This window comes from Gluconobacter sp. ESL1110 (assembly GCF_058107395.1).
Window position 1 is genome coordinate 147691 of the sequence record NZ_JBYLUK010000006.1, and the last position, 24867, is coordinate 172557.

Annotated in this window: 20 protein-coding genes; 5 read left to right on the top strand and 15 right to left on the bottom strand. The window is 56.1% G+C overall.

Translation table 11 applies throughout. The annotated features are described in order from the left end of the window. Positions 1 to 2 precede the first annotated feature (2 nt). The 11 genes from rplJ to fzlA form a co-directional block, all read right to left on the bottom strand. The gene (gene rplJ, locus AC3B6F_RS03525; RefSeq protein WP_010502165.1) at positions 3 to 521 is read right to left on the bottom strand and encodes a 50S ribosomal protein L10; all 519 of its coding nucleotides are present in this window, start codon (positions 519 to 521) and stop codon (positions 3 to 5) included. A 308-nt stretch (positions 522 to 829) separates the two neighbouring features. Next, complete coding sequence (gene rplA, locus AC3B6F_RS03530) at positions 830 to 1522, bottom strand: 50S ribosomal protein L1 (RefSeq protein WP_010502167.1); 693 nt, start codon at positions 1520 to 1522, stop codon at positions 830 to 832. Positions 1523 to 1526: 4 nt separating this feature from the next. Next, positions 1527 to 1961 (bottom strand): 50S ribosomal protein L11, encoded by a 435-nt coding sequence (rplK, locus tag AC3B6F_RS03535; RefSeq protein WP_008852418.1) that lies wholly within the window; start codon positions 1959 to 1961, stop codon positions 1527 to 1529. A 106-nt stretch (positions 1962 to 2067) separates the two neighbouring features. Next, positions 2068 to 3684 carry an efflux transporter outer membrane subunit gene (locus tag AC3B6F_RS03540; RefSeq protein WP_489823393.1) on the bottom strand — a complete coding sequence of 539 codons (1617 nt, stop codon included), beginning with the start codon at positions 3682 to 3684 and terminating at the stop codon, positions 2068 to 2070. Continuing rightward, positions 3684 to 4949 carry an efflux RND transporter periplasmic adaptor subunit gene (locus AC3B6F_RS03545; protein ID WP_489823466.1) on the bottom strand — a complete coding sequence of 422 codons (1266 nt, stop codon included), beginning with the start codon at positions 4947 to 4949 and terminating at the stop codon, positions 3684 to 3686. Before AC3B6F_RS03545 ends, AC3B6F_RS03540 begins: the two co-directional genes overlap by 1 nt. A 23-nt stretch (positions 4950 to 4972) precedes the next feature. Next, positions 4973 to 8140: an efflux RND transporter permease subunit gene (locus AC3B6F_RS03550; RefSeq protein WP_489823394.1), complete on the bottom strand. Its 3168-nt coding sequence runs from the start codon at positions 8138 to 8140 to the stop codon at positions 4973 to 4975. A gap of 170 nt (positions 8141 to 8310) precedes the next feature. Beyond that, positions 8311 to 9735: a sensor histidine kinase gene (locus AC3B6F_RS03555; protein WP_062017901.1), complete on the bottom strand. Its 1425-nt coding sequence runs from the start codon at positions 9733 to 9735 to the stop codon at positions 8311 to 8313. Next, positions 9722 to 10453: a response regulator transcription factor gene (locus AC3B6F_RS03560; protein ID WP_026017459.1), complete on the bottom strand. Its 732-nt coding sequence runs from the start codon at positions 10451 to 10453 to the stop codon at positions 9722 to 9724. Before AC3B6F_RS03560 ends, AC3B6F_RS03555 begins: the two co-directional genes overlap by 14 nt. Positions 10454 to 10500: 47 nt before the next feature. Further along, positions 10501 to 11727, bottom strand: a complete 1227-nt coding sequence (locus tag AC3B6F_RS03565; protein WP_489823395.1) for a DNA recombination protein RmuC — start codon at positions 11725 to 11727, stop codon at positions 10501 to 10503. Between the two features lie 399 nt (positions 11728 to 12126). Continuing rightward, positions 12127 to 13302 (bottom strand): BaiN/RdsA family NAD(P)/FAD-dependent oxidoreductase, encoded by a 1176-nt coding sequence (locus AC3B6F_RS03570; protein ID WP_489823396.1) that lies wholly within the window; start codon positions 13300 to 13302, stop codon positions 12127 to 12129. A 14-nt stretch (positions 13303 to 13316) separates the two neighbouring features. Further along, entirely contained in the window at positions 13317 to 13985 is a 669-nt protein-coding gene (gene fzlA, locus AC3B6F_RS03575; protein ID WP_023943153.1) for an FtsZ-binding protein FzlA, read from the bottom strand. An 81-nt stretch (positions 13986 to 14066) separates the two neighbouring features. On the opposite strand from fzlA, the gene minC reads away from it, so the two are divergent. From minC to AC3B6F_RS03595, 4 genes are all read left to right on the top strand, one after another. Continuing rightward, entirely contained in the window at positions 14067 to 14804 is a 738-nt protein-coding gene (minC, locus tag AC3B6F_RS03580; RefSeq protein WP_426066358.1) for a septum site-determining protein MinC, read from the top strand. Between the two features lie 158 nt (positions 14805 to 14962). After that, entirely contained in the window at positions 14963 to 15781 is an 819-nt protein-coding gene (gene minD / locus AC3B6F_RS03585) for a septum site-determining protein MinD (protein WP_010502195.1), read from the top strand. Beyond that, positions 15778 to 16059 carry a cell division topological specificity factor MinE gene (minE, locus tag AC3B6F_RS03590; RefSeq protein WP_010502196.1) on the top strand — a complete coding sequence of 94 codons (282 nt, stop codon included), beginning with the start codon at positions 15778 to 15780 and terminating at the stop codon, positions 16057 to 16059. Before minD ends, minE begins: the two co-directional genes overlap by 4 nt. A 76-nt stretch (positions 16060 to 16135) precedes the next feature. Continuing rightward, positions 16136 to 16498: a YidB family protein gene (locus AC3B6F_RS03595; RefSeq protein WP_023943159.1), complete on the top strand. Its 363-nt coding sequence runs from the start codon at positions 16136 to 16138 to the stop codon at positions 16496 to 16498. A 48-nt stretch (positions 16499 to 16546) separates the two neighbouring features. Here AC3B6F_RS03595 and AC3B6F_RS03600 read toward each other — a convergent pair whose 3' ends face one another. Further along, on the bottom strand, positions 16547 to 17764 hold the full coding sequence (locus AC3B6F_RS03600; RefSeq protein ID WP_489823397.1) for an SMP-30/gluconolactonase/LRE family protein: 1218 nt from the start codon (positions 17762 to 17764) through the stop codon (positions 16547 to 16549). Positions 17765 to 17947: 183 nt separating this feature from the next. Here AC3B6F_RS03600 and AC3B6F_RS03605 point away from each other — a divergent pair, with 183 nt between their 5' ends. Next, positions 17948 to 20425 (top strand): TonB-dependent receptor plug domain-containing protein, encoded by a 2478-nt coding sequence (locus AC3B6F_RS03605; RefSeq protein ID WP_327791950.1) that lies wholly within the window; start codon positions 17948 to 17950, stop codon positions 20423 to 20425. 179 nt (positions 20426 to 20604) lie between these two features. On the opposite strand, the gene holA is transcribed toward AC3B6F_RS03605, so the two are convergent. The 3 genes from holA to leuS are packed head-to-tail and all read right to left on the bottom strand — an operon-like array spanning position 20605 to position 24862. After that, positions 20605 to 21606 (bottom strand): DNA polymerase III subunit delta, encoded by a 1002-nt coding sequence (holA, locus tag AC3B6F_RS03610; RefSeq protein ID WP_489823398.1) that lies wholly within the window; start codon positions 21604 to 21606, stop codon positions 20605 to 20607. Continuing rightward, a complete protein-coding gene (locus AC3B6F_RS03615; RefSeq protein WP_489823399.1) occupies positions 21606 to 22262 on the bottom strand; it encodes a hypothetical protein in 657 nt (218 codons plus the stop codon). The genes holA and AC3B6F_RS03615 overlap by 1 nt, the downstream gene beginning before the upstream one ends. 2 nt (positions 22263 to 22264) lie before the next feature. Continuing rightward, on the bottom strand, positions 22265 to 24862 hold the full coding sequence (gene leuS, locus AC3B6F_RS03620; protein ID WP_489823400.1) for a leucine--tRNA ligase: 2598 nt from the start codon (positions 24860 to 24862) through the stop codon (positions 22265 to 22267). Positions 24863 to 24867 lie beyond the last annotated feature (5 nt).

Consider the following 24867-nt stretch of genomic DNA (forward strand, 5'->3'; position numbering starts at 1 on the left):
TCTTAAGCGGCTTCGCCGGTCTTGGCATAGGCGCCAAAGACGCGAGCAAGCTGGCCTGCCGGAGCCTGAACAACGCCTGCGATACGCGTAGCGGGGGTCTGAATCATACCCACCAGCTTTGCACGCAGCTCGTCCAGAGACGGCAGTTCGGCCAGAGTCTTGATTCCGTCGACGCCAAGCGTCTGCGAACCAAGAGATCCACCGAGAACTACAAGCTTGTCATTCGTCTTGGCGAACTCGACAATCACCTTTGCAACTGCAACCGGGTCTTCAGACCAAGCAAGAGCCGTCGGCCCCTTGAGCAGCGGCGCGATGCCGTCGAATTGGGTCCCATCCAGAGCACGGCTGGCCAGCCGGTTCTTCGCAACCTTGTATGTCGCACCTGCCGCACGAATGCGTCGACGCAGCTCGGTCACATCAGCAACCGTCAGACCCTTGTTTTGGGTGACGATGACCATGGACGTGCTGCCAAACACATCGGCGAGGAACTCGACAAAGGCCCGCTTTTCCGTACGGTCCATAACCTGTCTCCTCGTCAGCCTGGAATAATCCAGACCAGGTTACCCATGGAGCATCTTCATCGCTGAAGACCCTCCGCTCGCCTGTCCACAGAAGTGAGCGAACCCAGCGCATCGTGGCACAACCACTAAAACACTGGCGCCCCGCCTGACGCTCGCTGCTTCATGCGAAGCATTTAAAACATAAAAATGTTACGCGCGGTCTTGGACAGGTTTGGAAGCGACCCGCTAGCGCGCCGCCCCTACGCCACCATACCAAAGCATGGTGTCATTCCTTGTTGGGGGCCTTCTACAGAAAGCCCCCGCTTCGATCAAGCCTCGAAGCTGGAAACGTCAACGCGGACGCCCGGACCCATCGTAGAAGACAGTGCTGCCTTCTTCATGTAGGTACCCTTGGCGCCAGACGGACGAGCCTTCTGCACAGCGTCAACGAGAGCATTGATGTTCTCGATCAGCTTGGCTTCATCGAAAGATGCCTTGCCAACGCCAGCATGAACAATACCAGCCTTTTCGGCACGGTATTCAACCTGACCGGACTTGGCAGCCGTGATGGCGCCCTTGACGTCCATGGTCACCGTGCCGAGACGCGGGTTCGGCATCAGGCCACGCGGACCAAGGATCTTACCAAGACGACCAACCAGAGCCATCATGTCAGGCGTTGCAATGCAGCGGTCGAAGTTAATTTCGCCAGCCTGGATCTTCTCAGCCAGATCTTCTGCACCAACAACTTCTGCACCAGCAGCCAGAGCTTCTTCAGCCTTGGCGCCACGCGCAAACACGCCAACGCGCAGAGTCTTGCCCGTGCCGTTTGGCAGGGAGATCAGACCGCGGACCATCTGATCAGCATGACGCGGGTCAATGCCGAGGTTCAGAGAGATTTCGATCGTCTCGTCGAACTTTGCCTTGGCATTGCTCTTCACCAGAGCCACAGCTTCAGCAAGAGTGTACGGCTTGTTACGCTCGACAGTTGCCTGTGCGGCGTTCAGACGCTTGTTCTTTGCCATGGTATCAGCCCTCCACCACGTTCAGGCCCATCGACTTGGCGGAACCTGCGAGCATGCGCACAGCACCATCGATGTCGTTGGCGTTCATGTCCTTGAACTTCGTCTCAGCGATCTCGCGAAGCTGAGCCGTCGTCACGGAACCAACCGCAGCGGACTTACCAACGGTCTGGCTACCCTTGGAAATCTTGGCAGCCTTCAGAAGAAAGTACGTGTTCGGCGGGGTCTTCGTGATGAAGGAGAACGTACGGTCTGCATAAGCGGTGATGACGACCGGGATCGGCATACCTGGCTCAAGCTGCTGCGTCTTCGCGTTGAACTCTTTGCAGAACTGCATGATGTTCAGGCCGCGCTGACCCAGTGCCGGACCAACCGGCGGAGATGGGTTGGCTTTACCAGCCGGGATCTGAAGCTTGATGTAGCCAACAACTTTTTTGGCCATATCCGGGACTCCCCATTTGTTTCGTTCCCGAACCGCGGTTTAACGGAGTCGGCTGACCCGCCTCCTCCCGCGTTCGAAGTGAGGCGGTCCCCTAGACCGCTTTCACCTAATGCGTCAAGCTTTTATCCGCATGATCGCCGCGCAGATCATTGTCCACTGCGGATTCATGGCTGTCTATCCCCGCGACAGGCTGAGGCTTATGCAGTCCTTCGTATTGGAACGCACCAAACGGATCGATCTGCTTTACACCCGGCAGTTCACTGGAATCCCAGCCACCGCCCAGAGCCCGCACCAGACGCACTGTTGCCTGGATTTGGGACGTTTGCGTCTGGACCAAAGCAAGACGAGCTTGCAAGGCATCCTGCTGAGCTACAAGTGCATCGAGATAGTTTGACAGACCGCCAGTGTAGAGGGCCATCGTCATACTCTGCGTCCGAAGGGCAGCTTCCACGGCACGCTGCTGCTGATCCTGCGCAATCTTGTACTGACCACTCTGCGTCAGGCCATTTTCCACGTCTTGGAATGCAGACAGCACAATCCCACGATACTCATCCACAGTCTGTCGATACTGAGACCAGGACCGCTGCAATGCTGCACGGCGCAGACCACCAGTGAAGGCAGGCTCTACAGCCTGCACAGCAATTTTCCAGAAAGCACGCGAAATACTGGCGAGATCGAAGCCGCCATCCTCAAAGCCGCCATCCGCACTCAGCGTAATGCGAGGATAGAACGCCGCACGAGAAACACCGATAGCACGAGACGCTGCTGCCATTCTCCGCTCGGCAGCAGCAATATCAGGCCGACGCTCCAAGAGAGACGACGGCAGACCCGGGTTCACCTTCACCACACCAAAATGCATCTTTACATCGCGAACCGGCGCAATGTGGAAGCCTGCCGGAGCGGTATTCAGCAGAACGGCAATCGCGTTCTCCATAACCCTACGCTCTGCCAACAGATTGCTCTGGGCCGCCATGGCTGAATAAAGCTGGTTTTCTGAACGGGACACATCCAGTCCAGCACCAATAGCTCCAGCCTGACGCAACTCCGTGATTTCTACAGCAGCCCGGAAGTAATGGATCGAGTCTTCGTAGACCGCATTCTGGGCATCCAACCCCCGCAACGCGATATAGTCACTGGCAAGTTCAGCCTCGAGACTCAGCTTGGCCAGCGCGTAATCAGCGGCTGTCGCCTGAGCGAGATTTTTTTCCATCCGTGTGGAGTTCCGGATAGAATCCCAGAAATCCGGCTCCCACGTCGCAGCACCGCTATAGGCCTGATTGGACTCATAAACGAGCGACGTACTTCTGTTCGGGTTATTGAAGAGCCGCCCAAGAGAGCCTTTGTTGTAGCTCATATGTGCAGAGCCAGTGAGTTGAGGGTAGAGCTTGCTTTCCGCCTCCCTCGCCACGTCACGCGCCTGTGTGAACGCTTCTGCCGCAACCTGCAGATCTGGATTGACCTGCAGCATCTTGGTTTCCATGTCGTTCAGAATGGGATCATGGAACATGGTCCACCAATCACTGCGGATCATGTCATCCGCAGGATGGGCATTGGCCATAACCCCCTTTCCTTCCCATCCTTCCGGATAAAGGAACTTCTGAGGATGGTAGTCGGGAGCCAGATTACAGGACGCCAGCCCAATGGACAGGACACCCGCCAAAGCCGTCACGACATGACGGCGTGGCCGCGTAAAATATCCGCGCTTCAGATCGGTCAGTCTCATTAACGGGATCCAGCCTCATCCGGATTGGCATCATGCGAACGCACTGATTTCTGATCCTCTTCCTGCTGGGCCTCGGTCGGAACATTGTAGCCCGGCGTCGTCGGAACAACGCGAACCTCATCCCCTTCCAGCAGATCAGCCGTCGGGTTGGCAATAAGCTGGTCATCCTTCGTCACACCACTCAGGATCTGAACCGTCGTGCCGAAGTTGATTCCCACCGTCACATTCACCAGATGCACATGTCCGTTAATAACCTTGGCAACCTGCATACCCTGCGCACGGAAAATAATCGCACCCTCCGGCAGAATCAGAATATCCGGATTACCAGGCGCGGAAATATGGGCTGTTGCATAGGAGTTCGGCCACAGCAGATTATCTTCGTTCCCAATCGTCAACTCTGTCGTCACTGTACGGGTCGCCGCATTGAACGCGTTGGCCGTGGCAAGGAAAGTCGCCTTGAAACGACGGCCAGGATACTGCGGGACAGACAGATCAGCCGTGATTTTTGGGGAAATTACGCTTGCAAAGTCCTGTGGCACCGACACGAACACACGCATCCGATGTACGTCCGCCACCGAAAATAGTTCGGATGCTGAACCACGTGAATTTACGTTGCCGCCGCCCGCATTAACATAGTCACCGACGTTGACCAGGCGAGAGGTCACGATGCCATCAAACGGCGCAACGATCTTCTTGAAGTCTTCCAGCGCCTGAAAACGCTCGACCTCATGTTCAGCAGCTTCAAGCTCGGCTTTCTGCGCCGCAGCGTTGGCAGCCTGAACATCCACTTCCTGTCGGGAAACCGCCTGCGTCCCCTTCAAGGCCGTCCACCGCTGCGTCGTAATGACTGCAAGGTTATAGCGGGCAAGAATAACATTGTAATGAGCTTTGGCCGCTTGAAACTGGGCATCAATGCTTGGCGTGCTGATCTCGGCAAGAACATCGCCACGCTTCACATGCGCGCCATAGTCCTTGTACCACATTTTCACATAGCCAGAGACCTGTGCGTAGATCGGCGCTTCATACCAGGCCGCAAGATTGGCTGGCAGATCGACCTGTCGTGTCTTTGGACCATCCTGCGGAGAAATCAGCGTTACCGGTGGAATGGCCGCTTCCTCGGTAACGCCAGACAATGAGTGATAGTGCACACCGCGCTCAATGATCCCCCACGCCGCCAGAATAATGGCCACGAGAACGACACCAAGCAGGATCAACCTGTTACGCAGAGCGCTGCCACTCTTCGGTTCTTGCCCCTGAGGCATCATCTGGCCCTGTTCAGAAGAATGGTTCACGCGCGGTCTCCTTCTGGCCCAGCAGGCCGCTTGTAATGGATCAGGGCAAAAACACAGGGCACGAACAGCAGAGTAGCAATGGTTGCTACCAACAGGCCGCCAATAACAGCTTTGCCCAGAGGGGCGTTGGAAGAATTACTGATCGACATCGGAATCATGCCGATCATCATGGCAAGCGCCGTCATCAGAACCGGTCGGATACGTTCATACCCGGCCTCAAGCGAGGCCAGCAGAACATCTCCATGATGGTCCAGACGTTCACGGGCGAATGAGACTACCAGAATGGCATTCGCTGTCGCTGTGCCCATACACATGATGGCACCCGTCAACGCCGGCACCGACAAGGCAGTATGTGTCAGGAACAGGCTCCAGGAAATACCACCCAAAGCACCCGGAAGCGCCGTGATGATGACAAACGGATCAAGCCAGGACTGAAAGTTTACAACGATAATCAGGTAAACCAGCGCAATGGACAGCGCGAGACCACCAATCAACTGCACATAGGCATCGTTCATCGTTACCGCCTGCCCGCGCACGACAAGTGTCGAGCCATGCGGCAGATTCTTGCGCTCACTTTCCACCACACTTTTTACAGTGCGGGACAGGGTACCGAGATCTGTACCTTCCGGGGCAGCATAGATATCGAACACAGGCATGATGTTGTAATGCGAGACCTCTGCTGGTGTTCCGGTCTGCTGAAGCTCAGTCAGAGCCCCCAGAAGCTGAGGCGTCTGGTTCGTCGGATTGCCATCGCCCTTGTCAATGGGAACGATTTCGAGATCGTTCATCGTCTGAAGATAGTTCGCCGGAGTCTGCACATCGATAAGCTGTGAGGTTCCCTGCGCATTCAGATAGTAAGTCTGACCAACCTGGGCACTGCCCGACAGCGTCACAAGCGAGTTCAGCGCCACATCCCGCTGTGTGATGCCTGTACCAAGCGCAAAGCTTCGACGGTTGTTCACCATCAGCGTCGGCTGCGTCATCGGCTGCTGTATCGATACATCCGTAATGCCGGGAATATGACGCATTGTCTTGGCCAGACGCGTTGCAAAAGCAAAGTTCGCCTGAAGATCACGTCCGGAAATCTGTACGTCGATCGGGGACGGCAAACCAAAATTCAAAATCTTCGCCGTCATGTCACCCGGCTGGAATGTGAAGATCGTTCCAGGGAAAGCATCGGTCAGACCCTTGCGAATTTTCTGACGATATTCCGGAATCGGGCTTTCATCATTCTTCAGCTGGATGGTGATGTCACAGTCCTGTGCTCCCGTCGTCGGAGACGGGACCATGGCCTGGTTCAACTGACTGAACGGCAGACCACAGTTGTTCACCACATTCTCGACCTGACCCGGCAGAATCTTGCGAAGTCGCTTCTCAGCTAGGCCGGCAATCTTACCCGTCTCTTCAATACGGGTTCCGACGGGCGCCCGCATATGCATCTGGATCGTTCCGGATTTGATCTCCGGGAAGAAGTCCTGCCCGACGAACAGCAGCAACGCCATGGAGGCCACAGCAGCCAACAGGAACATTGTTACGAACCGCCCGCGAATGGCGATCAGCCCAGACAGAACGCCTTTGTAATGCTCCCTGAAGCTGCTGAACCGCTTTTCGAAACCCCGCTGGAAACGTCCGAAAATGCCGGGCTTGCGATGATGCCATTCCGGATCACGATGCATCTGGACCTGAGCCGGAAGCAGCCAGTTCGCCATCGTCGGCACCAGCGTCCGCGACAGAATAAACGACGCAACCATCGCAAAGATGATGGCTTCAGCCATAGGCATGAACAACCACCCCGAGACACCCGTCAGTTCGAACAACGGCAGCCAGACGATACAGATACAAGTGGTCGAAACGAAGGTTGGCACAACAATCTGGTTGGATGCGTCAATAATCGCATCCTCAAGCTCTTTCCCCATTTCAAGGTGAGCATCAATATTCTCGATCATGACCGTCGCGTCATCCACAAGAATACCAACGGCAAGAGCCAGACCACCCAGTGTCATGACATTGATCGACTGCCCGGCGATGCTCAGGCCTATCATGGATGACAACATCGCCAATGGAATGGAGGTCGCGACGATCACCGTAGACCGCCAGGATCCCAGAAAAAGCAGAACCGTCAAACTCGTCAGGATCGCAGCCGTGATCATTTCACGGACCACATCAAACACGGATTCCTTCACGAAACCTGACGCGTCCGTCAGTACGTTCAGGGTCGTTCCAGCTGGAAGCGTTGCCTTGATCTGAGGAAGAAGGGCTTTCACGCCTGCCACAACAGAAAGCGTAGACGCATCCCCGCTCTTGAGGATCACAATAAGAACGGCCTGCTGGCCTTTCACCAGCACCGCATTAATCTGCGGCGGCCCGCCCCTGTGTACCCAGGCAACATCCCGTAGATAGATGACCGAATTACCAACCTGCTTGATCGGCATCTTGTTGAAGACTGACAGGTCCAGCGGCGTGGAATTGGTCTTTACCATCCAGTCAATCGCACCAACCTTCTGGTCACCAGCAGGCAGGACGATGTTTTGCCGGTTCAAAGCGTTTGCCACGTCTTCGGGAGACAGCCGATGCGCCAGAAGCTTGATGGGATCAATGTCCACCATGATGTCCGGAGCAAGACCGCCATACGGATTTGGAATTGCCGCCCCCGCAACCGGCACCAGCGCAGGCCGGATCAGGTTGGACGCCATGTTGTAGATTTCCGACCCGGACATGGTGGGATTATTCACCTGCAGAGTCAGAACCGGGACAGACGATGCATCCAGCGCAATAATCAGCGGAGGCGTCGCACCCGTTGGCATCTGTTTGATAACAGTCTGAGACACAGAGGTAATCTGCGTCTGGGCAACAGCGGTATCCGTCCCAGGCTGAAAGAAGACCTTTACAATACCTCGCCCGTAATAAGACGAACTTTCAATGTGCTCGATATTACTGACCGTCGCCGTGAGGGAGCGCTCATAATAATAAACGACACGACCGGACATATCTTCCGGCATAAGCCCGGTATAGGACCAGACAATCGCAACAATTGGAATTTTAATGGAAGGAAAAACGTCCGTCGGCGTCGAAACGATCGCCTTGATCCCGAAAATCAGGATCATGATCGACAGAACTACGAACGTGTAAGGCCTTTTAAGGGCAGTTACGACGATGGCATTCATACGTCTACGGCGCTCCTGTTCCTGAATGACAGGAGTTGCACGGCTACGTCAGTCTTGGTCAGTCTCAACGGGCGTCCCCTTCAAATTGAGACAAGTCATACCGGACATATGTGGTGCGACAAGCAAAATTGAGTTTAAGAACGCCCGGATTCAGCCCTGAAACAGAAATGTCATGTAATATTGATGGACTGATCCACGCCATTCCTGGCGGAGAAATGGATTGTGAATACTGATCCTGCCATCTCTCTGTTCGGGCGATAAGCGCTGATTTTCAAAGATGCTCCGTGCAAATCCACAATGGCAGAAACCAGACTCAGACCAAGACCACTTCCGGGAATATGACGACTTTTGTCAGACCGGTAAAAACGCCCCAGAACGGCGCCTCGCTCATCCTCCGCAATACCGATGCCTGTGTCATACACTTTCAGCCAGGCACATCCTGCATCATCGCTGCCAGCGATCAGGCCAACCTCGCCGCCGGGCGGCGTAAACTTGATGGCATTATCCACCAGATTGGCAAGAACTTCGTTCAACAGATCCGTATCACCATACAGAGGAATCGGTCTGTCGATGCCGCGAACCGTGAGAGCCAGTCCCTGCGTCTCGGCAATAGGCTCATAAAGATCAACAATACCTGCAGCCAACTCAGACAGATCCATCATCGTAAAGCCCGCTCGACGACGACCATTCTCGATCTCACCAATGCGCAACAGCGCAGTGATGACAGAGAAACACTGATCCAGATCCTGCGTAGCCCGGAGAATGATGGATTTGAGATGTTCCGGATCATCCTGAGACGACAGCGCCCGCTCAAGACGCGCCCGCACACGAGCCAAAGGGGTTCGCAGATCGTGGGCGATATCATTCCCCACATCCCGGATTTCATCCAGAAGATGCTCCAGGCGATCCAGCATCCGATTCACCGCACCCGCCAGACGCTCGATGTCATCCCACTCCCGCCCGGCAGGCAAACGCTCATGCAAATCACCCGCCATGATACGCTCGATTGCCTGCCGCATCTCCTTGACGCGCCCCAAGGCACGATGGCTGAGAAACAGACCGGCCAGCAACGCAAACAGCACCATCGGAATAACCGAAATCAGGGCTGCACGCTTGATGATATACCGTAGTTCATCCGCCATATGCATCGAGCGGGCCAGAACAAGAATACGATCCCCGCTGCTTCCATCCGGTCCAGGCACCTCGATGGCAAGATAGCGCATCTCGTAAGGCGTATCGCCCGGAGGAGCGACCGTGAGCCGCCGCGTCCTATCAGAAACTTCCAGCCCTTCCGGCCAGTGACGGATGTCTCCAACAATCCGGTTATGGTTCAGATCGAACAGACTGGCACCATTGAGGATGACGCGCAGATCTGTCTTGCTCCGCTCGCGAACTTCATCTTCAAGTCGCTCAGGTGTTTCCTGAACCAGAAGCGCCGCCTCACGCCGAAGCAGATCACTGGAACGCGCACTCTCGTACCCGTTCATCTGGGCATAAACGAGCCCGAACTGAAGCAGAATACCGCCGATCATTGCCACCACGAACGCCAGCGTCAGGCGGAACGTGGCCGTCCGGAAAATGTCAGTCCGATACACGCAGACTGAACCCTGCGCCACGAATGCTCTGGATCAACGCAGGTTCTCCTGCGACATCAATCTTTCGGCGAAGCTTACCAATATGCACGTCCACCAGATTGGTCTGTGGAACAAAGCGGTAATTCCAGACGTCTTCCAGCAACATGGTGCGCGTCAGAACCGTTCCCGGTCGGCGCATCATATATTCCAGAAGACGGAACTCACGCGGAAGCAACTCGATCTCACGCCCGTTCCGGAACACCTTCCGTTCAATGAGATCCATCTCCAGCGGGCCAACCCGCAGAACCGTCTCCCGGCTGTCGGTCGGCCGTCGGAGCAGAGCTTCAAGACGGGCAGCCAGTTCTTCCATGGCGAAAGGCTTGGTAAGATAGTCATCCCCCCCAGCCTTCAGGCCATTGACCCGGTCATCCACCGCTGACAACGCCGACAGAACCAGAACCGGCAGCATGATTTTCTGACGACGCAACAACTCGATGACGCTCAGCCCGTCAAGCTCCGGCAGCATCCGGTCCACGATCATCAGGTCGTATCGGCCAGACTGAGCCTCTTCAAGACCACGCAGACCGTTATCGACGCGCGTCACGGCGTAACCGCGGGACGTCAGTTCCTCAGCCACTTCCATGGCGATACTGTCATCGTCCTCAATCAGAAGCAGACGAATGGCAGACTCGATCGGGCGGGAGGCCGCCTCGTGTTCAGATACGGGCATCATGCTCATGACTGTCACATGGGGGAATATCAGATGTCATCCCATTAAAATCAGTCTTAAACTTCCGGAAATTCAAGATCATCCTGCGCATCTTCGAGATTTTCCACCCCATCCAGCGCCCTCAGGCGACGTCCAAGAACGCGTGTCCGACGACGCGCTTCCTCAATCGTATTCCCCATTGTCCCGGCATTCCGCTGCAATCTGTCCAGCACCTGGTCCATCCGCAGCATCTCCTGGCGCGTCGCTCCAAGCAGACTGGCAATCGCTTCCGTCCGCTCCTCAAGCGCGAGTGTCACATAACCGAGATGAACCGTCCGAAGCATGGCGGGAAGCAACGACGGCCCCATGACGATCACGCGATACAAACGCCCGATTTCATCAATGACGCCAGGCATCCGGGCGATTTCCGTATAGAGGCCATCAGTCGGCAAATAGAGCACCGCGAATTCAACCGTGATCGGCGGACAAATATATTTGGAAGCAATCTTGCGAGCCTCAGACTTTATCGTGACCTCAAGTTCCTTCCGAGCCGCCTTCTCAGCACTCACGTCCGAAAGCTCAGTTGCATTCAACAGACGCTCATAAGCTTCAGTCGGGAACTTGCTGTCGATAGCCAGACGAGGCGCAACATGGCCCTTCACCGGCATCCTGATAGCGAATTCTACAGACTCTCCACCCTCTCCCAGACGGAAATTCGTGTCGTAACTCCCTTCCGGCAGAACATCATCCAAAATGGCACGACACTGAGCCTCACCCCAGCCACCACGCGTCTTCACGTTGGAGAACAGACGCTTGAGATCACCAATTTGCGCCGTGACGTTGGTCACCTCACCCAAGGCTTTCTGCATGGCGCTGAATTGCTCAACCACACGCTGAAAGCTGGTCTGCATCTGTTTTTCGACAGCACCATGAAGCTGTTCGTTAACGGCAACACGAATGCGCTCAATCTGTACATTCTGGCTCTGCGCCATTTCTCGTAGCGCTTCAGACAGCAGGACACGCCCTTCAGCCTGATCCTGCCCAACCCTCCGGGTCAGATCCCCCAGACGATCATTTGTTTCCAGTCGAAGCTGGTCCATCCGACCGGAAAGAGCACGCTCGACATCTGCCAGATGAGCGCGCTGATACTCGGCATCCCGTGCCCGTTCGTCCGCTTCGCGATCCAGAAGACGCGCAACATCTCCGCTCCCGCCCCGCATGATCGCAAGAGCCGCGACGGCTAACGAAACTGCGGCAATAATCCATGGAACAAACTGCGCCACACCGGAAATCCCATCCTGCATGGCGCGGTTCTATCCCCTTCAGCCCAAAGGGCCAATGTCAGGGATTATGGCTGGTGCACATTACCGTAGCTGGCTGCACCCAGGCCTGGGCAGGAACAGGATGTGCCCAGAGGGACCTGAGTTGGCATCTTGCAGGTGTAGATCCCAGCCTTACAGGTGTATCCATAGCCGGCAACCGGAGCAGACGGGTTCACAGGCCCTGAAGCGGCCGTTCCTACACAAGCGCCAAGCCCAAGAAAAGAAAGTCCCGCGGCAACACGGAGTGCAGAACGGCGAATGGAACGAGACATCGGTATGACCCTCTCAAGACAACATGAATGAGCGGAAAACGGATTTCCACTGCGTCAGTTGCGGGCATCCTACGCCGGCATGGCAATCCTGTGGCATAATTGTTCCAGCTTATTTGCGCTCAGCAGCCGCCTGCCCTGCTGCAACGCCACTGGACCAGGCCCACTGGAAATTATGACCGCCGAGCCAGCCCGTCACATCCACAGCTTCGCCAATCACATAAAGCCCCGGCACATCCCGCGCTTCCATCGTCTGTGACGAAAGACCGCTGGTATCGATCCCCCCTCGCATGACTTCCGCCTTGGCATATCCTTCGGTGCCAGAAGGAGAGATCTCCCAACGGGACAGACGATCCGCCAATGCACGAAGTTTCTTGTCCGGCTGATTAGCCAGCATTGTATCCCCGAGATCGACAACAAGCTCTTTGGCAAGGCGAGAGGGAAGCGCATCCAGCAGGCTGGGAGGTAGAGCCTTTGGACGCGCCTGCTTGATTTCAAGCAGCATCTTCAAAGCATCTTTTCCCGGCAGCAAATCGATCTGAGCCGACTTTCCGGCTTCCAGATAAGACGAGATCTGAAGGATCGCGGGGCCAGAGACGCCACGATGCGTGAAGACCATACCATCTTCAAAACGCGGTCCCTTCTTGCCCGTCGTGGCGACCACATTCAGAGATACCCCAGCCAAAGACGGATCAGCATCCGCCAGCACCAGAGGAACAAGTGCCGGTGCCGTCGGCACGATCTTCAGACCGAACGACTTTGCAATCCGCAGAGAAAGATCAGAGGCTCCCAGCTTGGGAATAGACAGTCCACCCGTCGCCAGAATGACAGATCGCGCCTGAACATCCCCTGCATCTGTCTGCACCACAAAGCCATTCCCATCAGAGCGAACGTCCACAATCCGCGTCTGCATGCGCGCTTCGCAGCCCGCTGCCTGGCATTCGGAAACCAGCATGTCCACGATCTGACGGGCAGACCCATCGCAAAACAGTTGGCCCTTGGATTTCTCGTGCCAGGCGATGCGATAACGATCGACCAGCTTTACGAAGTCCCGCGGCGTGTAACGGGCCAGCGCGGACCGGGCAAAGTGTTTGTTTTGGGAAATAAAGCAGTTCGGCCCGGTCTCCAGATGCGTGAAATTGCACCGGCCACCACCCGAAATCAGGATCTTGCGACCCGGCTCGGGGCCATGATCCAGCACAAGAACACTTGCACCTTTTTGCCCGGCGCTCGCAGCAGCCATGAGGCCAGCCGCGCCAGCCCCAAGGACCACCACATCATACGTCACGAGCAAATCCCTGTTCAGAAATCCAGATTAGCGTAATGGCCGGGCGGGGTGATGCCACTCATCCGGTCTGTTAGAAGTCCACGGAAACATGGGCGGGATTTAACCCGTGCATACCAATCCTTGGCAGCAGGCGCCTTGGCCCAGTTCACGTCTCCAATAAAATCCAGTGCCGACAGATGCGCAGCGGCGGCAAAATCAGCCATGGAAATGGATGACCCCGCAAGCCAGGAGCGCGTTTCCGCAAGCCAGCCAATATAATCCAGATGAAAGCGCATGTTACCGTAACCAGCCCGCAGCACATTGCCATCCGGATGACCACGTCCATACAACCGCTTGTCCACTTTCTCACCAAGCAGATTACGTGTGACTTCCTGTGCGAAGCGCGTGTCAAACCAGTCCATCAACCGGCGAACCTCAACACGTTCTGCCAACGTGCGTCCCATCAGGGGTGTATCCGGATAGGCTTCATCCAGATATTCACAGATGACCCGTCCTCCGGGAACGGCCAGACCATTCTCTTCAACAAGGACGGGAACTTCGCCAGCCGGGTTCAGGGCAAGGAATTCCTCACTCTGCTCCCAGACCCGTTCAATCACGAGTTCACAGGGCAGTCTCTTCTCGCCAAGCACAAGCCGGACCAGACGGCATTGCGGGGAGAGTGGAAGGTGATGCAGGATACGCATAACGTCATGTTCTAAGTCACCCACTACCCGCTCACAAGAGCCTCCGTCACCGCTTTCCTTACAGGGCCAACGAATTTTCCGATGTCAGACACTGCATCCGCTTCCCCCACCGCCACCCCGATGCGTATCCGCGCCCGTGGCCGTTCCTTTCTGGCGCTCGTCCTGTCGCCAGAAGCGCCACTGAACCTCTGGCTGGCTGGCCTCGACCAGCAGATCGTACGATCCGGCGGCCTTTTCAGCGGGAAGCCGGTAATTCTTGACCTCGGACTTCTTGCAGCCGACACGACCGGTCTGACCACCCTCCTTGACGACATCCGCAGCCGCGGCGTTCGTATCATCAGCATTGAGGGCGGTGATCGCTCCTGGCCCGCCGTTGCCGGCTGGGACTGGCCAGCGTCCTTCGAAGGTGGTCGTCCGTCTGGCGAAGTTGACCTCCCGGAGCAGGCAACAGAAGCAGACACAGCCGCAGCGTCATCCGTATCAGGCGGGCAAACCCTGGTTCTGGAAGGCGCGATCCGTTCCGGCCAATGCATCCAGCATATGCAGGGAGACGTCGTTATCCTGGGAGCCGTCTCGTCTGGAGCAGAAATCGTGGCGGCCGGATCAATCCACGTTTACGGCATCCTCCGGGGTCGGGCGATCGCGGGGGTCGGCGGCAAGTCAGATGCCAGAATTTTTGCCTCCCGAATGGAAGCCGAATTACTGGCCTTGGATGGTTTCTACGCTGTTACGGAAGATATCGACCCCACCGTTTTCGGACAGGCCGCGCAGGCACTTCTCGATGAGGACAGAGTCCGGGTCCTCCCACTTCCGCGCTGAGAAATTGGCTGATCCGTTATCAAAGTGATCCCATGCCACGAAACTGCCCCTATTCCCGTGTTGCCGGAAGGCTTCACTATCCCATAGGATACAGGGAATAGGCGCGATTTTCGTGCAGGACGCGGCAAATGGCCGCAGACGCAGTTTTTGGAGTTTTCATGGCCAAGGTTCTGGTTGTCACCTCAGGCAAGGGTGGCGTCGGCAAGACGACATCAACTGCTGCCCTCGGCGCAGCACTCGCACAGAGCGGGCAAAATGTTGTCGTTGTAGATTTCGATGTCGGTCTCAGAAACCTTGATCTGGTCATGGGCGCAGAACGCCGCGTGGTGTTCGATCTCATCAACGTCGTACAGGGTGACGCCCGCCTGTCACAGGCCCTGATCCGCGACAAGCGCTGCGAAACACTCTCCATCCTTCCCGCCTCCCAAACGCGCGACAAGGATGCCCTGACATCCGAAGGCGTGGCCCGCGTCATGGAAGAACTTCGCGAAAAGTTTGACTGGGTCATCTGTGACAGCCCGGCCGGTATCGAACGTGGCGCACAGCTTGCCATGTATCACGCCGATGCCGCAGTAATCGTAACCAATCCGGAAGTCAGCTCCGTCCGTGACTCAGACCGCATCATCGGCCTTCTGGACAGCAAAACGGAGAAAGCAGAGCGCGGCGAGAAGATCGAAAAACACCTGCTGCTGACCCGCTACGATCCGGCTCGCGCAGCCCGCAAGGAAATGCTGAGCGTTGAAGACGTCCTGGAAATCCTGTCCATCCCGCTCGTTGGCATCGTTCCGGAAAGCGAAGATGTCCTGAAGGCGTCGAACGTCGGCGCCCCTGTCACACTATCTTCTCCTGAAAGCCTCCCGGCCCGAGCCTATTTTGAAGCCGCTCGCCGTCTGGCTGGTGAAAAAATTGATGTTTCCGTGCCGACTGAGAAGCGCGGCTTTCTCGACTGGCTGTTTGGCAAGAAAGGTGCGGCATGAGCTTTCTCGCAAACCTTTTCACGCGACGGCAGCAGTCCAGCAGCGCTGTTGCGCGTGACCGGCTCCAGATCCTTCTGGCTCATGAACGCAGTGCGGGAGAAGAAGGTGAATCCGACCTCCTGAAGCAGCTTCATAAAGAGATCATGGAAGTCATCGCACGCCATGTTGCCGTCGATCAGGACAAGGTCCAGATCAAACTGGACCGTGGCAGCGGATGCTCCATGCTGGAAATCGACGTCGAAGTCCCGCAGGAACTCAGCAACAAGCGCGCATCCTGATTATCTAGCAGGCCTGACACAGCAGGCGATCTTTCCATAGCGGCCACTTGGTCGCACCAGAGTACGGAACACATTTATGAGCGGCTTCTTCGGAAACATCGTCAATCAAGCCATGGGCGCCCTTGGTGGCCAGTTGGGTGACAAACTCGGTGGCAGCTTTGGTGACATGCTCAAAGGCGAAGGCCTGAACATGCTTATCAATCAGGCTAAAAGTGCTGGACTTGAAGAGAAGATCCATTCCTGGATTGGGAACGGTGAAAATTTGCCCATTTCCACGGATGAACTTCGCAACCTGCTGACGGATCAGCAGGTCCAGATGCTCGTCTCCAAGACGGGCCTACCGGCAGCGACAATCCTTCCGGCTCTGGCCCAGCTTCTTCCGGCAGCGGTGGATCAGCACACGACTGACACACAGGTTCCCCCAGAGCAGACAGCCTGAAAAGTCTAAAAAGCCCCGACCAACATTCCTTGGTCGGGGCTTTTTCATTCAGTCCCCTGGCGTTCCAGCCTTGGTCAAAGCCGCATCAGGCAAGGCATTGTAGGATTCCGGCTCTTCGATGGGGAACCGGGCCAGAAGATAAGGGGGCTCCCGCCGGTCTTTCCCATCATTGAAAGATGCAAGCCGATTCCATTGCCCAAACGTACAATAGACATGCGTCTCGGACGCAAAGATTCCGTCCGGCGACAATATTCGAGGATCACGAAGCATCAGTTTGAACGATCCATCCGGATCTCGCCGCAGAATACAGTCATGTTCATAATTGGTGGTATACAGACGATCATGACTGTCAAAATCTAGGCCATCCGCTACGCCTTTTTCCCCCTCATCACGAATAGCCGCTTCGAGTTTAGCGTCATCTGACGCGGGATCTGCCAGAAGATCTACGGGGAGACTGTAAAGACGTCGACTTGTCAGAGGCGCAAAATAAAGCCGCTGCTCGTCCTTTGTAAGGGCGATCCCATCTACCCCACCAGAAACCAGTTGTGGCTTTTTAGGCAGATACTGGCGAGGCTCTCCCTCAACAATGGCCAGAAAGCCCTGCTCTGGCAGAATAGCCCTGCTCTGGGCCAGAACCCGTCGTCCCTGCCCCGTTGCGACATCCACAACGACCAGAGCAGGCTGCGTGCCAAATGAGGAGTCCGTCACAAAAACCGTTCCCTCCGCCCCATGTGACAGAGAGACGCGCAGATCATTCATGTGGCTGTCAGGAAGCAGAACAGGCGCTTTGAGGAGGATCCTGTGCACAATGGTGTTGGTTTTCGGATCAATGCAGACAATTTTTGCTGCCCCTGCCCCAATCGGATGACCAGCTCGTTTTCCATCATCAATGGCCCAGATCCGTCCATTACGATCCAAAGTCATTCCGTGAATGGATACAAGACACTCTGCATCAGAACGATGACTGGGAAGGCTTTCTTCTTTCGAGGGATAAGGTACTACCTTTCCATTCACCAACTCTCCAAGCGTTGCCCCCTGGTGGTTCACTGCATGTCTTGGAAAGCCAACGAAAATGCGTCCTTCTGGCAACACCACAACACCGGACGGACCAGGACCATCAAATCTTGCAACAACTTCGAAAATACCATGCGGCACAGTTCCCCTGTCTTCATTTGAATCAGCAAGAGCAGAAGACATTCCCCATGGCGCAGCAGCCAGAGATGCAGGGGCTATCGAGGCCGTTCGCAGAAAATGGCGACGTTTCACAGATCAAACTCCCATTTTTCATTACAACTTTTCTGTGTCATAACGCTTCAAGTGATGGAACGGCGCCACACTGAAGCAAGAAATACGCAAATGTTATTGAAACGGAAGAAATTCCGTTGACCAAACCGATACACGATAGCAATCTGTCTAATTGTTAATTCACTCTTGTGAGATCGTGAAATCGTGTCTGTACGTTTTTCCTCCCGGCATATTGTGCTTCTAGGTACCACTCTTCTTGGCTCCTCCCTTGCCATGCCGGTTACAGGACTCTGTGCAGCGCCTACAGCAAAAGCCGAAACCCCTCACAAGAAGACAAAAAACCGTACATCCGTCTCGTCAGTCCGAACCAGGGATGTTTCCGGTGGCAATGAGTCTGTCATCGTCACCGGCACACGCGAATTCGGTAAGAAAGCACGCGATTCGATTTCCCCGATCGACGTTGTTTCAAACCGGCAACTCGCAGCCACAGGTCAGCCAACCCTGCGTGACGCCCTTTCGCTTCTGCTCCCGTCCCTAACTGTCCCAACGGCTGGCTTTGACGCAGGCGCGCTCACGGACACAATCGCTCTCAGAGGCCTGAACCCGAACGAGACCCTTGTGCTCGTTGATGGCAAACGCCGTCACACGACAGCAAACATTTATGCCGATCCGGGCCCGTCACAGGGCGCGACACCCGTTGATATCGACATGCTTCCCATGTCGATGATCGATCATATAGAAGTTCTGCGCGACGGGGCTTCAGCCCAGTACGGGTCTGACGCGATTGCTGGCGTGGTGAACATCATCACCAAAAAGCAGGATCACGGCCTAAACATGCGCTCCAACACTGGCATTACCAGCGAAGGAGATGGCTTCCAGCAGGGCGTCTATCTGGATGGCGGCTTCAATATTCATAACCGCGGTTATGTTCATATTGGCGGCGATTTCGTGCATCAGGACCATGCTTTTCGGTCCGGCAAAGACAACCGTACGAACCAGTACACCAACCAGGTTCTGAGCCAGCCCGAACAGACGCGTGAAAGCGTTGCCGTCACTGCCGGTTACGACATCACGGAAAATGTTCAGGCCTATGGAAGCGCAACCTACGCGCACCGCCACGCAGAGTCCTACCAGAATTATCGCCTGCCTTCGACACTGACCGCCTACCCAGGATATGCCGCGAAGTATCCATATGGCTACTCACCAATCCTCGGGCTGGAAGAAAACGATTACGAGCTAACGGCTGGTTTCAAAGGCATGCTGGCGGGCTGGCATTGGGACCTTTCCACAGTCTATGGCCGCGATTTCGATCGGTTTGATGCCCTCAGCACAATCAATAGTGCCGTATATAAAGCATCAGGCCGAACACCGACGAATTTTTACAACGCGCAGGGTTATAACAACTCGCAGTGGACGAGCAGTCTTGACCTTTCCCGCAAGTTCAACTTCTCGTTCTGGCCCCACAGCATCAACGTGGCTGGTGGCGCTGCGTATCGTTATGAATCTTATTCCATGGGCACAGGCTCGGCAGACAGCACGGCCGGCACAGGCGCTGACGGTATTCCTGGCACAACGTCTTATAACGCCGGCAACTGGTCGCGTGATGTTGCATCTGGCTACATCGACATTGCAACGCACCTGATGAAGAACTGGCAGGTCGATCTGGCGGGTCGCATCGAGCACTACACCGATGTCGGAAATGCCAAGACAGGCAAGATCTCCACGCGTTACGACTTCAGCCCTCGCTTTGCCGTCCGTGGAACCTTCAGCAGCGGCTTCCATGCCCCGACACTGGCCCAGCAGCATTATTCCGCGCTGGCTGTCTCCCCAACTGCCGCACGAGGCCTGATTGCAGCCAATTCTGCTGGTGCGCTTGCCAACGGCGCATCCCAGATGAAGCCTGAACAGGCCACAAGCGTAGAGGGTGGCATCGTCGTCGAACCTATTCGCAAGCTGCACGTGACGGTCGACGCCTATCAGATCGACCTCCGCGACCGCATCCAGCCAGGTGGAACGATTTACGGATCGGATGCCTACAGCGCTCTTGCCATGAACAACTTCCCGCTTCCTGCTGGCTCCGAAAGCTGGGGAGCCGGTCAGCTTTCAACATACTGGTTCGCCAACGTCGCCACGACGCGCACACAGGGCCTGGATATCAATGCGACCTACCCAAGCGAGTTCGGCCGCTTCGGACATGTGGACTGGGATGTTGCGATCAACCTGAACCGGACGCGTCTACGTCATCAGGGCACCACCACCACGGGCGCGAACCTGCTGACAATCCCAACACTCGCCTATCTGACGACAGCTTATCCGCGCTCCAAGATCATTTTCGGTGGCCGCTGGCATTCTCCCAACAACACATGGGCAGTGGCGGTTCATGAAATCCGCTATGGCCAGACCACATCGAACCTGACTTACTACACAGGCCCCAATGCGTTCTCGACCACGAACTATCTCGAGTTCCAGAATGCCCCGAAATGGACGACCAACGCGTCCGTCACCTACAATATTAACCAGCACTGGAGCGCGACGATTGGTGGCAACAACATCTTCGCCGCGTACCCATCCGCCGTACCAAAAGAAAACCGTTACCTCGGTGCTCCAAAATATTACATGAGCACCAATCAGCTCGGAATTACGGGAGGCTATTACTACCTCGACGTCTCCGCCCGCTTCTAACGCCTTCAGACTGGTGGAGCCTTTGTTCTCCGCCAGTCTTCTCAACCATCTCGACGTCATCATCGGACGCCTGTGTTTTCAGAGGTTGCGGCTCTTTTTCCCTGTCGCTGCACACAGACACATCGTCCGGTTACAGCCACAACACCTCATCATTTTAAGAATGCCCTAGGGAAAACGGATCAGCGCTTCCAGATCCCACAGAGAGACGCAATATGCCTCCGGCAGAGCGCAATATCAGGCGTCCCACTCTGCTTACATGCCAACTCAAAAGCCTGCGTTTCCCGCATAGCCCGCGCTAGAGCGTCGCTTGTCCAGCGATCAAGCGCGTGATTAAAAGCGGCCGTCCGTTTGAAAAACACAGGCGGCTTAAGCGACTTCATAGCCTCTGCGCGCCCCTGCCCGCTCTTCACGGCAAGCGCCACCTTTTGCAACCGCACCAGGCCCCCCAGAACAGCACGAGCCACAGCGACAGGGTTTGCCCCATCAGCCAGAGCACGCTCAAGAGCCTGATCTGCCTCTTCCCGATTGCCAGACAACGCCGCGAATACGGCATCTTCCAGAGAGCTTCCCCCGGCATCTCCTACGCAATCCTGAACCGCATCCAGATCCAGTCGTCCGTTAGCGCCTGCGTAGAGAACAAGCTTCTCGATTTCGCCCCGGACTCCGCTCCTGTCAGCCCCCAGTCGCCCCATCAACCAGGTCAAGGCATCACGGTCAATCGAAACTGCCGCCTGTGATAAAGCTTCCGTAACAGTCTGGGAAAGCGCACGTCCCTCTTCCGGGTAACAGGCGATGGAAGCAACATCTTTGCGGCTTTCCGCCAAGGCTCGTAATTTGGACCGGGAAGACAACCCCGGCGCCTCAATGACAATGAGGGTATCTGTTTGCGTCTCCAGAGCCCGCGCCAAAAGAGGCGTTACGGAATCCTGCGCGTCCCTCACCCAGACCACACGTCGCCCACCAATCAGGGAGAGCGCAGTTGCTTCATCTTCCAGACGGTCCTGAGTATCCCGGTCCAACTGCGCCACACGAAAAGGATCATCGAGCGTTTCTGCTACCAGACGAACAGAGTGTGCAGCACGTTCACGGATCAGGCCAGAATCTTCTCCATGGAGGAGAATGGCGCGCCATGTCCCCGCATCAGCCAAGGCACGCCCGATATTACGGGTCTCAACCTTCATTAGTTGGTGATGGTTCCCTGAGAAATTCGTCCCGTTGCCGATGCCGGGAAGCCATCTGCACCGACCTTCTCTGTTGAAGTGCCATTATCAGAAGGCATTCTGTCGGTATTGATATAACGCGGCAGATCTTCCTGAGTATTTTTGGAAGGGATATTGTGGGATCTGAACCAAATTGCCAATTGCTGGGTCAAATTCTGCGCCAGAGTCTGAGCAACGCGTCCTTTGGCCGTTTCATCGTTCAGCGTCTGGGCAAAGTACTGCTCAAACGTCGTATTGTATCCGTCCAAGGTATTGACATCTCCCTGCGTCAGAAGCTGGGGAGACTGTTCTACCGTGAAGAGCTGCCAATGCGCACTACCCGTCACACGATTTCGGCCAGACGTGTTGTCCTGGTGGATATCAATGGCTTCCGTATTGGCTCCGGAATTGACCCGCAATGTGTAACGCTGCGGGTTTTCAGGTCCTGCACCTGACAGATTTTTCTGAAGAGCCAACCGCAGTTGCTGACCATAGCGCCCCTGAATGTTCGCCACATAAACCTGTGAAAGTTCAGTAGAAACATCCGTTGTCGGAGAGAGCTTTCCATAGAGAGGGGTGAAGCCACATCCTCCCAGCATCAGAAAACCTGCCATGGTCAGAACACTGCGACGCTTCACGATCAGCCTGCCACTACAAAATTGACGATCCGGTTTGGAACGTGGATTTCCTTCACAAGACGCTTGCCTTCGAGCGCGCGGGCGACGTTCGGCTCGGCTTTCGCGGCAGCCAGAACCTGTTCCTTCGGCGCATCCGGCGGCACCTCGATGGTGCCACGCAGCTTTCCAAGAACCTGAACACCGATGGTGACGCTCTGTACCGCCAGCCACTCATCCTGAGCTTCCGGCCACGCCCTGTCCACAACGAGATCACCATTCGGCTCAAGTACGGCCATCATGTCTTCCGCCAGATGCGGCATCATGGGAGCGGTCAGCAGACACAGAGCCGACGCAGCTTCACGACGGGCCGCTGCCAGCCCTTCTCCCTGTTTGCCCTGCGCCTCCGCCAGAGCAGACGTCAGTTCGTGCAACCTTGCAACCGCAACGTTAGGCGTGAAAGCCTCCAGCGCCTCTGTGACAGCCGCAATCGTCCGATGTGTCACGCGACGCAGATCATCTCCTACGACACCATGGGCGCTGTCGATGGCATCTGCACTCGCAACTGCTGAGACCAGACGATGCAAACGCTGACCAAAACGGGCCGCAGCCGCAACACCGGACGCCGTCCATTCCATATCGCGTTCTGGCGGGCTGTCCGACAGCACGAACCAACGGGCCGTATCCGCGCCAAACCGCTCAATGATTTCCACAGGGGAAACCGTATTGCGCTTGGACTTGGACATTTTCTCTGACCGGCCCACCTGAACCGGCGTTCCGTTATCGCGGCGAACAACCTGTTCTCCACGACGCTCAACCTCTTCCGGATAGAGCCAGCCGCTCGCATCCTTGTAGCTTTCGTGAGTCACCATGCCCTGCGTAAACAGGCCATCGAACGGCTCATCAATTCCAAGATGACCCGTCTCATGCATCGCCCGGGTAAAGAAACGCGCATACAGCAGATGCAGGATCGCGTGCTCAATACCGCCAATATACTGGTCAACCGGGAGCCAGCCATTAGCGGCTTCCGGCAGCGTCGGGGTCACGGCATGTGGGCTCGTGAATCGTGCGAAATACCACGAACTATCGACGAACGTATCGAACGTATCGGTCTCGCGGGTCGCCGGGGCACCACAGCTCGGGCAGGCAACGTGTTTCCATGTTGGATGATGGTCCAGCGGGTTTCCTGGACGGTCAAACGTCACGTCCTCCGGTAGAACGACCGGCAGTTGATCATCAGGAACAGGCACCGCACCACAGTTGTCACAGTGAATGACAGGGATCGGGCAACCCCAGTATCGCTGACGAGAAATACCCCAGTCACGCAGACGCCAGTTTACAACACCTTGCCCGACGCCCATGCCTTCCAGACGCTCAATAACCGTTTTCCTGGCAACAGCGACATCAAGCCCATCAAGAAAGCCGGAGTTGTAGAGTTTCGCGTCTCCGGTGACGGCCTTCTTGCCAACCGTGAACGTCTCGGCATCTTCGCCAGCAGGCAGCAGCACCTGCGGAACAGCCAGATCGTACTTACGAGCAAAATCGAGGTCGCGCTGATCGCCACAGGGGCAACCGAATACCGCGCCTGTTCCGTAATCCATGAGTACGAAATTCGCGATCCAGATCGGAGCGGACTGATCCGGGTTCAGCGGATTGCTGACACGAAGACCTGTGTCGAAACCACGCTTCTCGGCCGCTTCAATCACTTCCTCGGATGTTCCGAGACGGCGGCATTCTTCGATGAACTCGGCAGCGGCCGGATTGGTTTTCGCAACCTTGGCCGCCAGCGGATGGTCCGCAGCGATGCCAACGAAGCTCAGACCAAACAGTGTATCAGGACGCGTCGTGAAGACTTCGATGCCGTCCAGATCCATGTCGAACCCGGCAGGCGGATTATGCAGCGCGAACCGCACCCGCGCCCCTTCAGAACGACCGATCCAGCGCTCCTGCATGGTGCGGACACGCTCGGGCCAGCGATCAAGCTGCCCCAGACTGTCCAGCAGAGGCTCCGCGAATTTCGTAATCTTCAGAAACCACTGAGAGAGAACCTTCTTCTCAATCAGTGCCCCTGAACGCCAGCCGCGCCCCTCAACGACCTGCTCGTTAGCCAGAACAGTCTGATCCACCGGGTCCCAGTTGACGGACGAATCACGACGCTCGACCAGACCGCCAGCCAGCATGTCCAGAAACAGCTTCTGCTGCTTGCCGTAATACTCCGGCAGACAGGTCGCGATCTCACGATCCCAGTCCAGCGAGAAACCCAGACGCTGCAATGTTCCACGCATGGCGGCAATGTTTTCCATCGTCCACTTGCCAGGGTGTACATTCCGCTCCCGGGCAGCATTTTCCGCTGGAAGCCCGAACGCATCCCATCCCATCGGATGCAGCACAGAGAAGCCACGCGCACGCTTGTAACGCGCTACGACGTCTCCAAGCGTATAGTTCCGCACATGCCCGACATGAAGCTGCCCGGAAGGGTACGGAAACATCTCAAGGACGTAGTACTTCGGACGATCAGCAGGAGGTACGTCAGGAACAGCAAAGACGTTCCGCTGTTTCCATTCGGTCTGCCAGAACGGCTCTCTTGAGTGAAAATCGAAAGCCGGGGTCGTGGAATCGCTCATGTCTA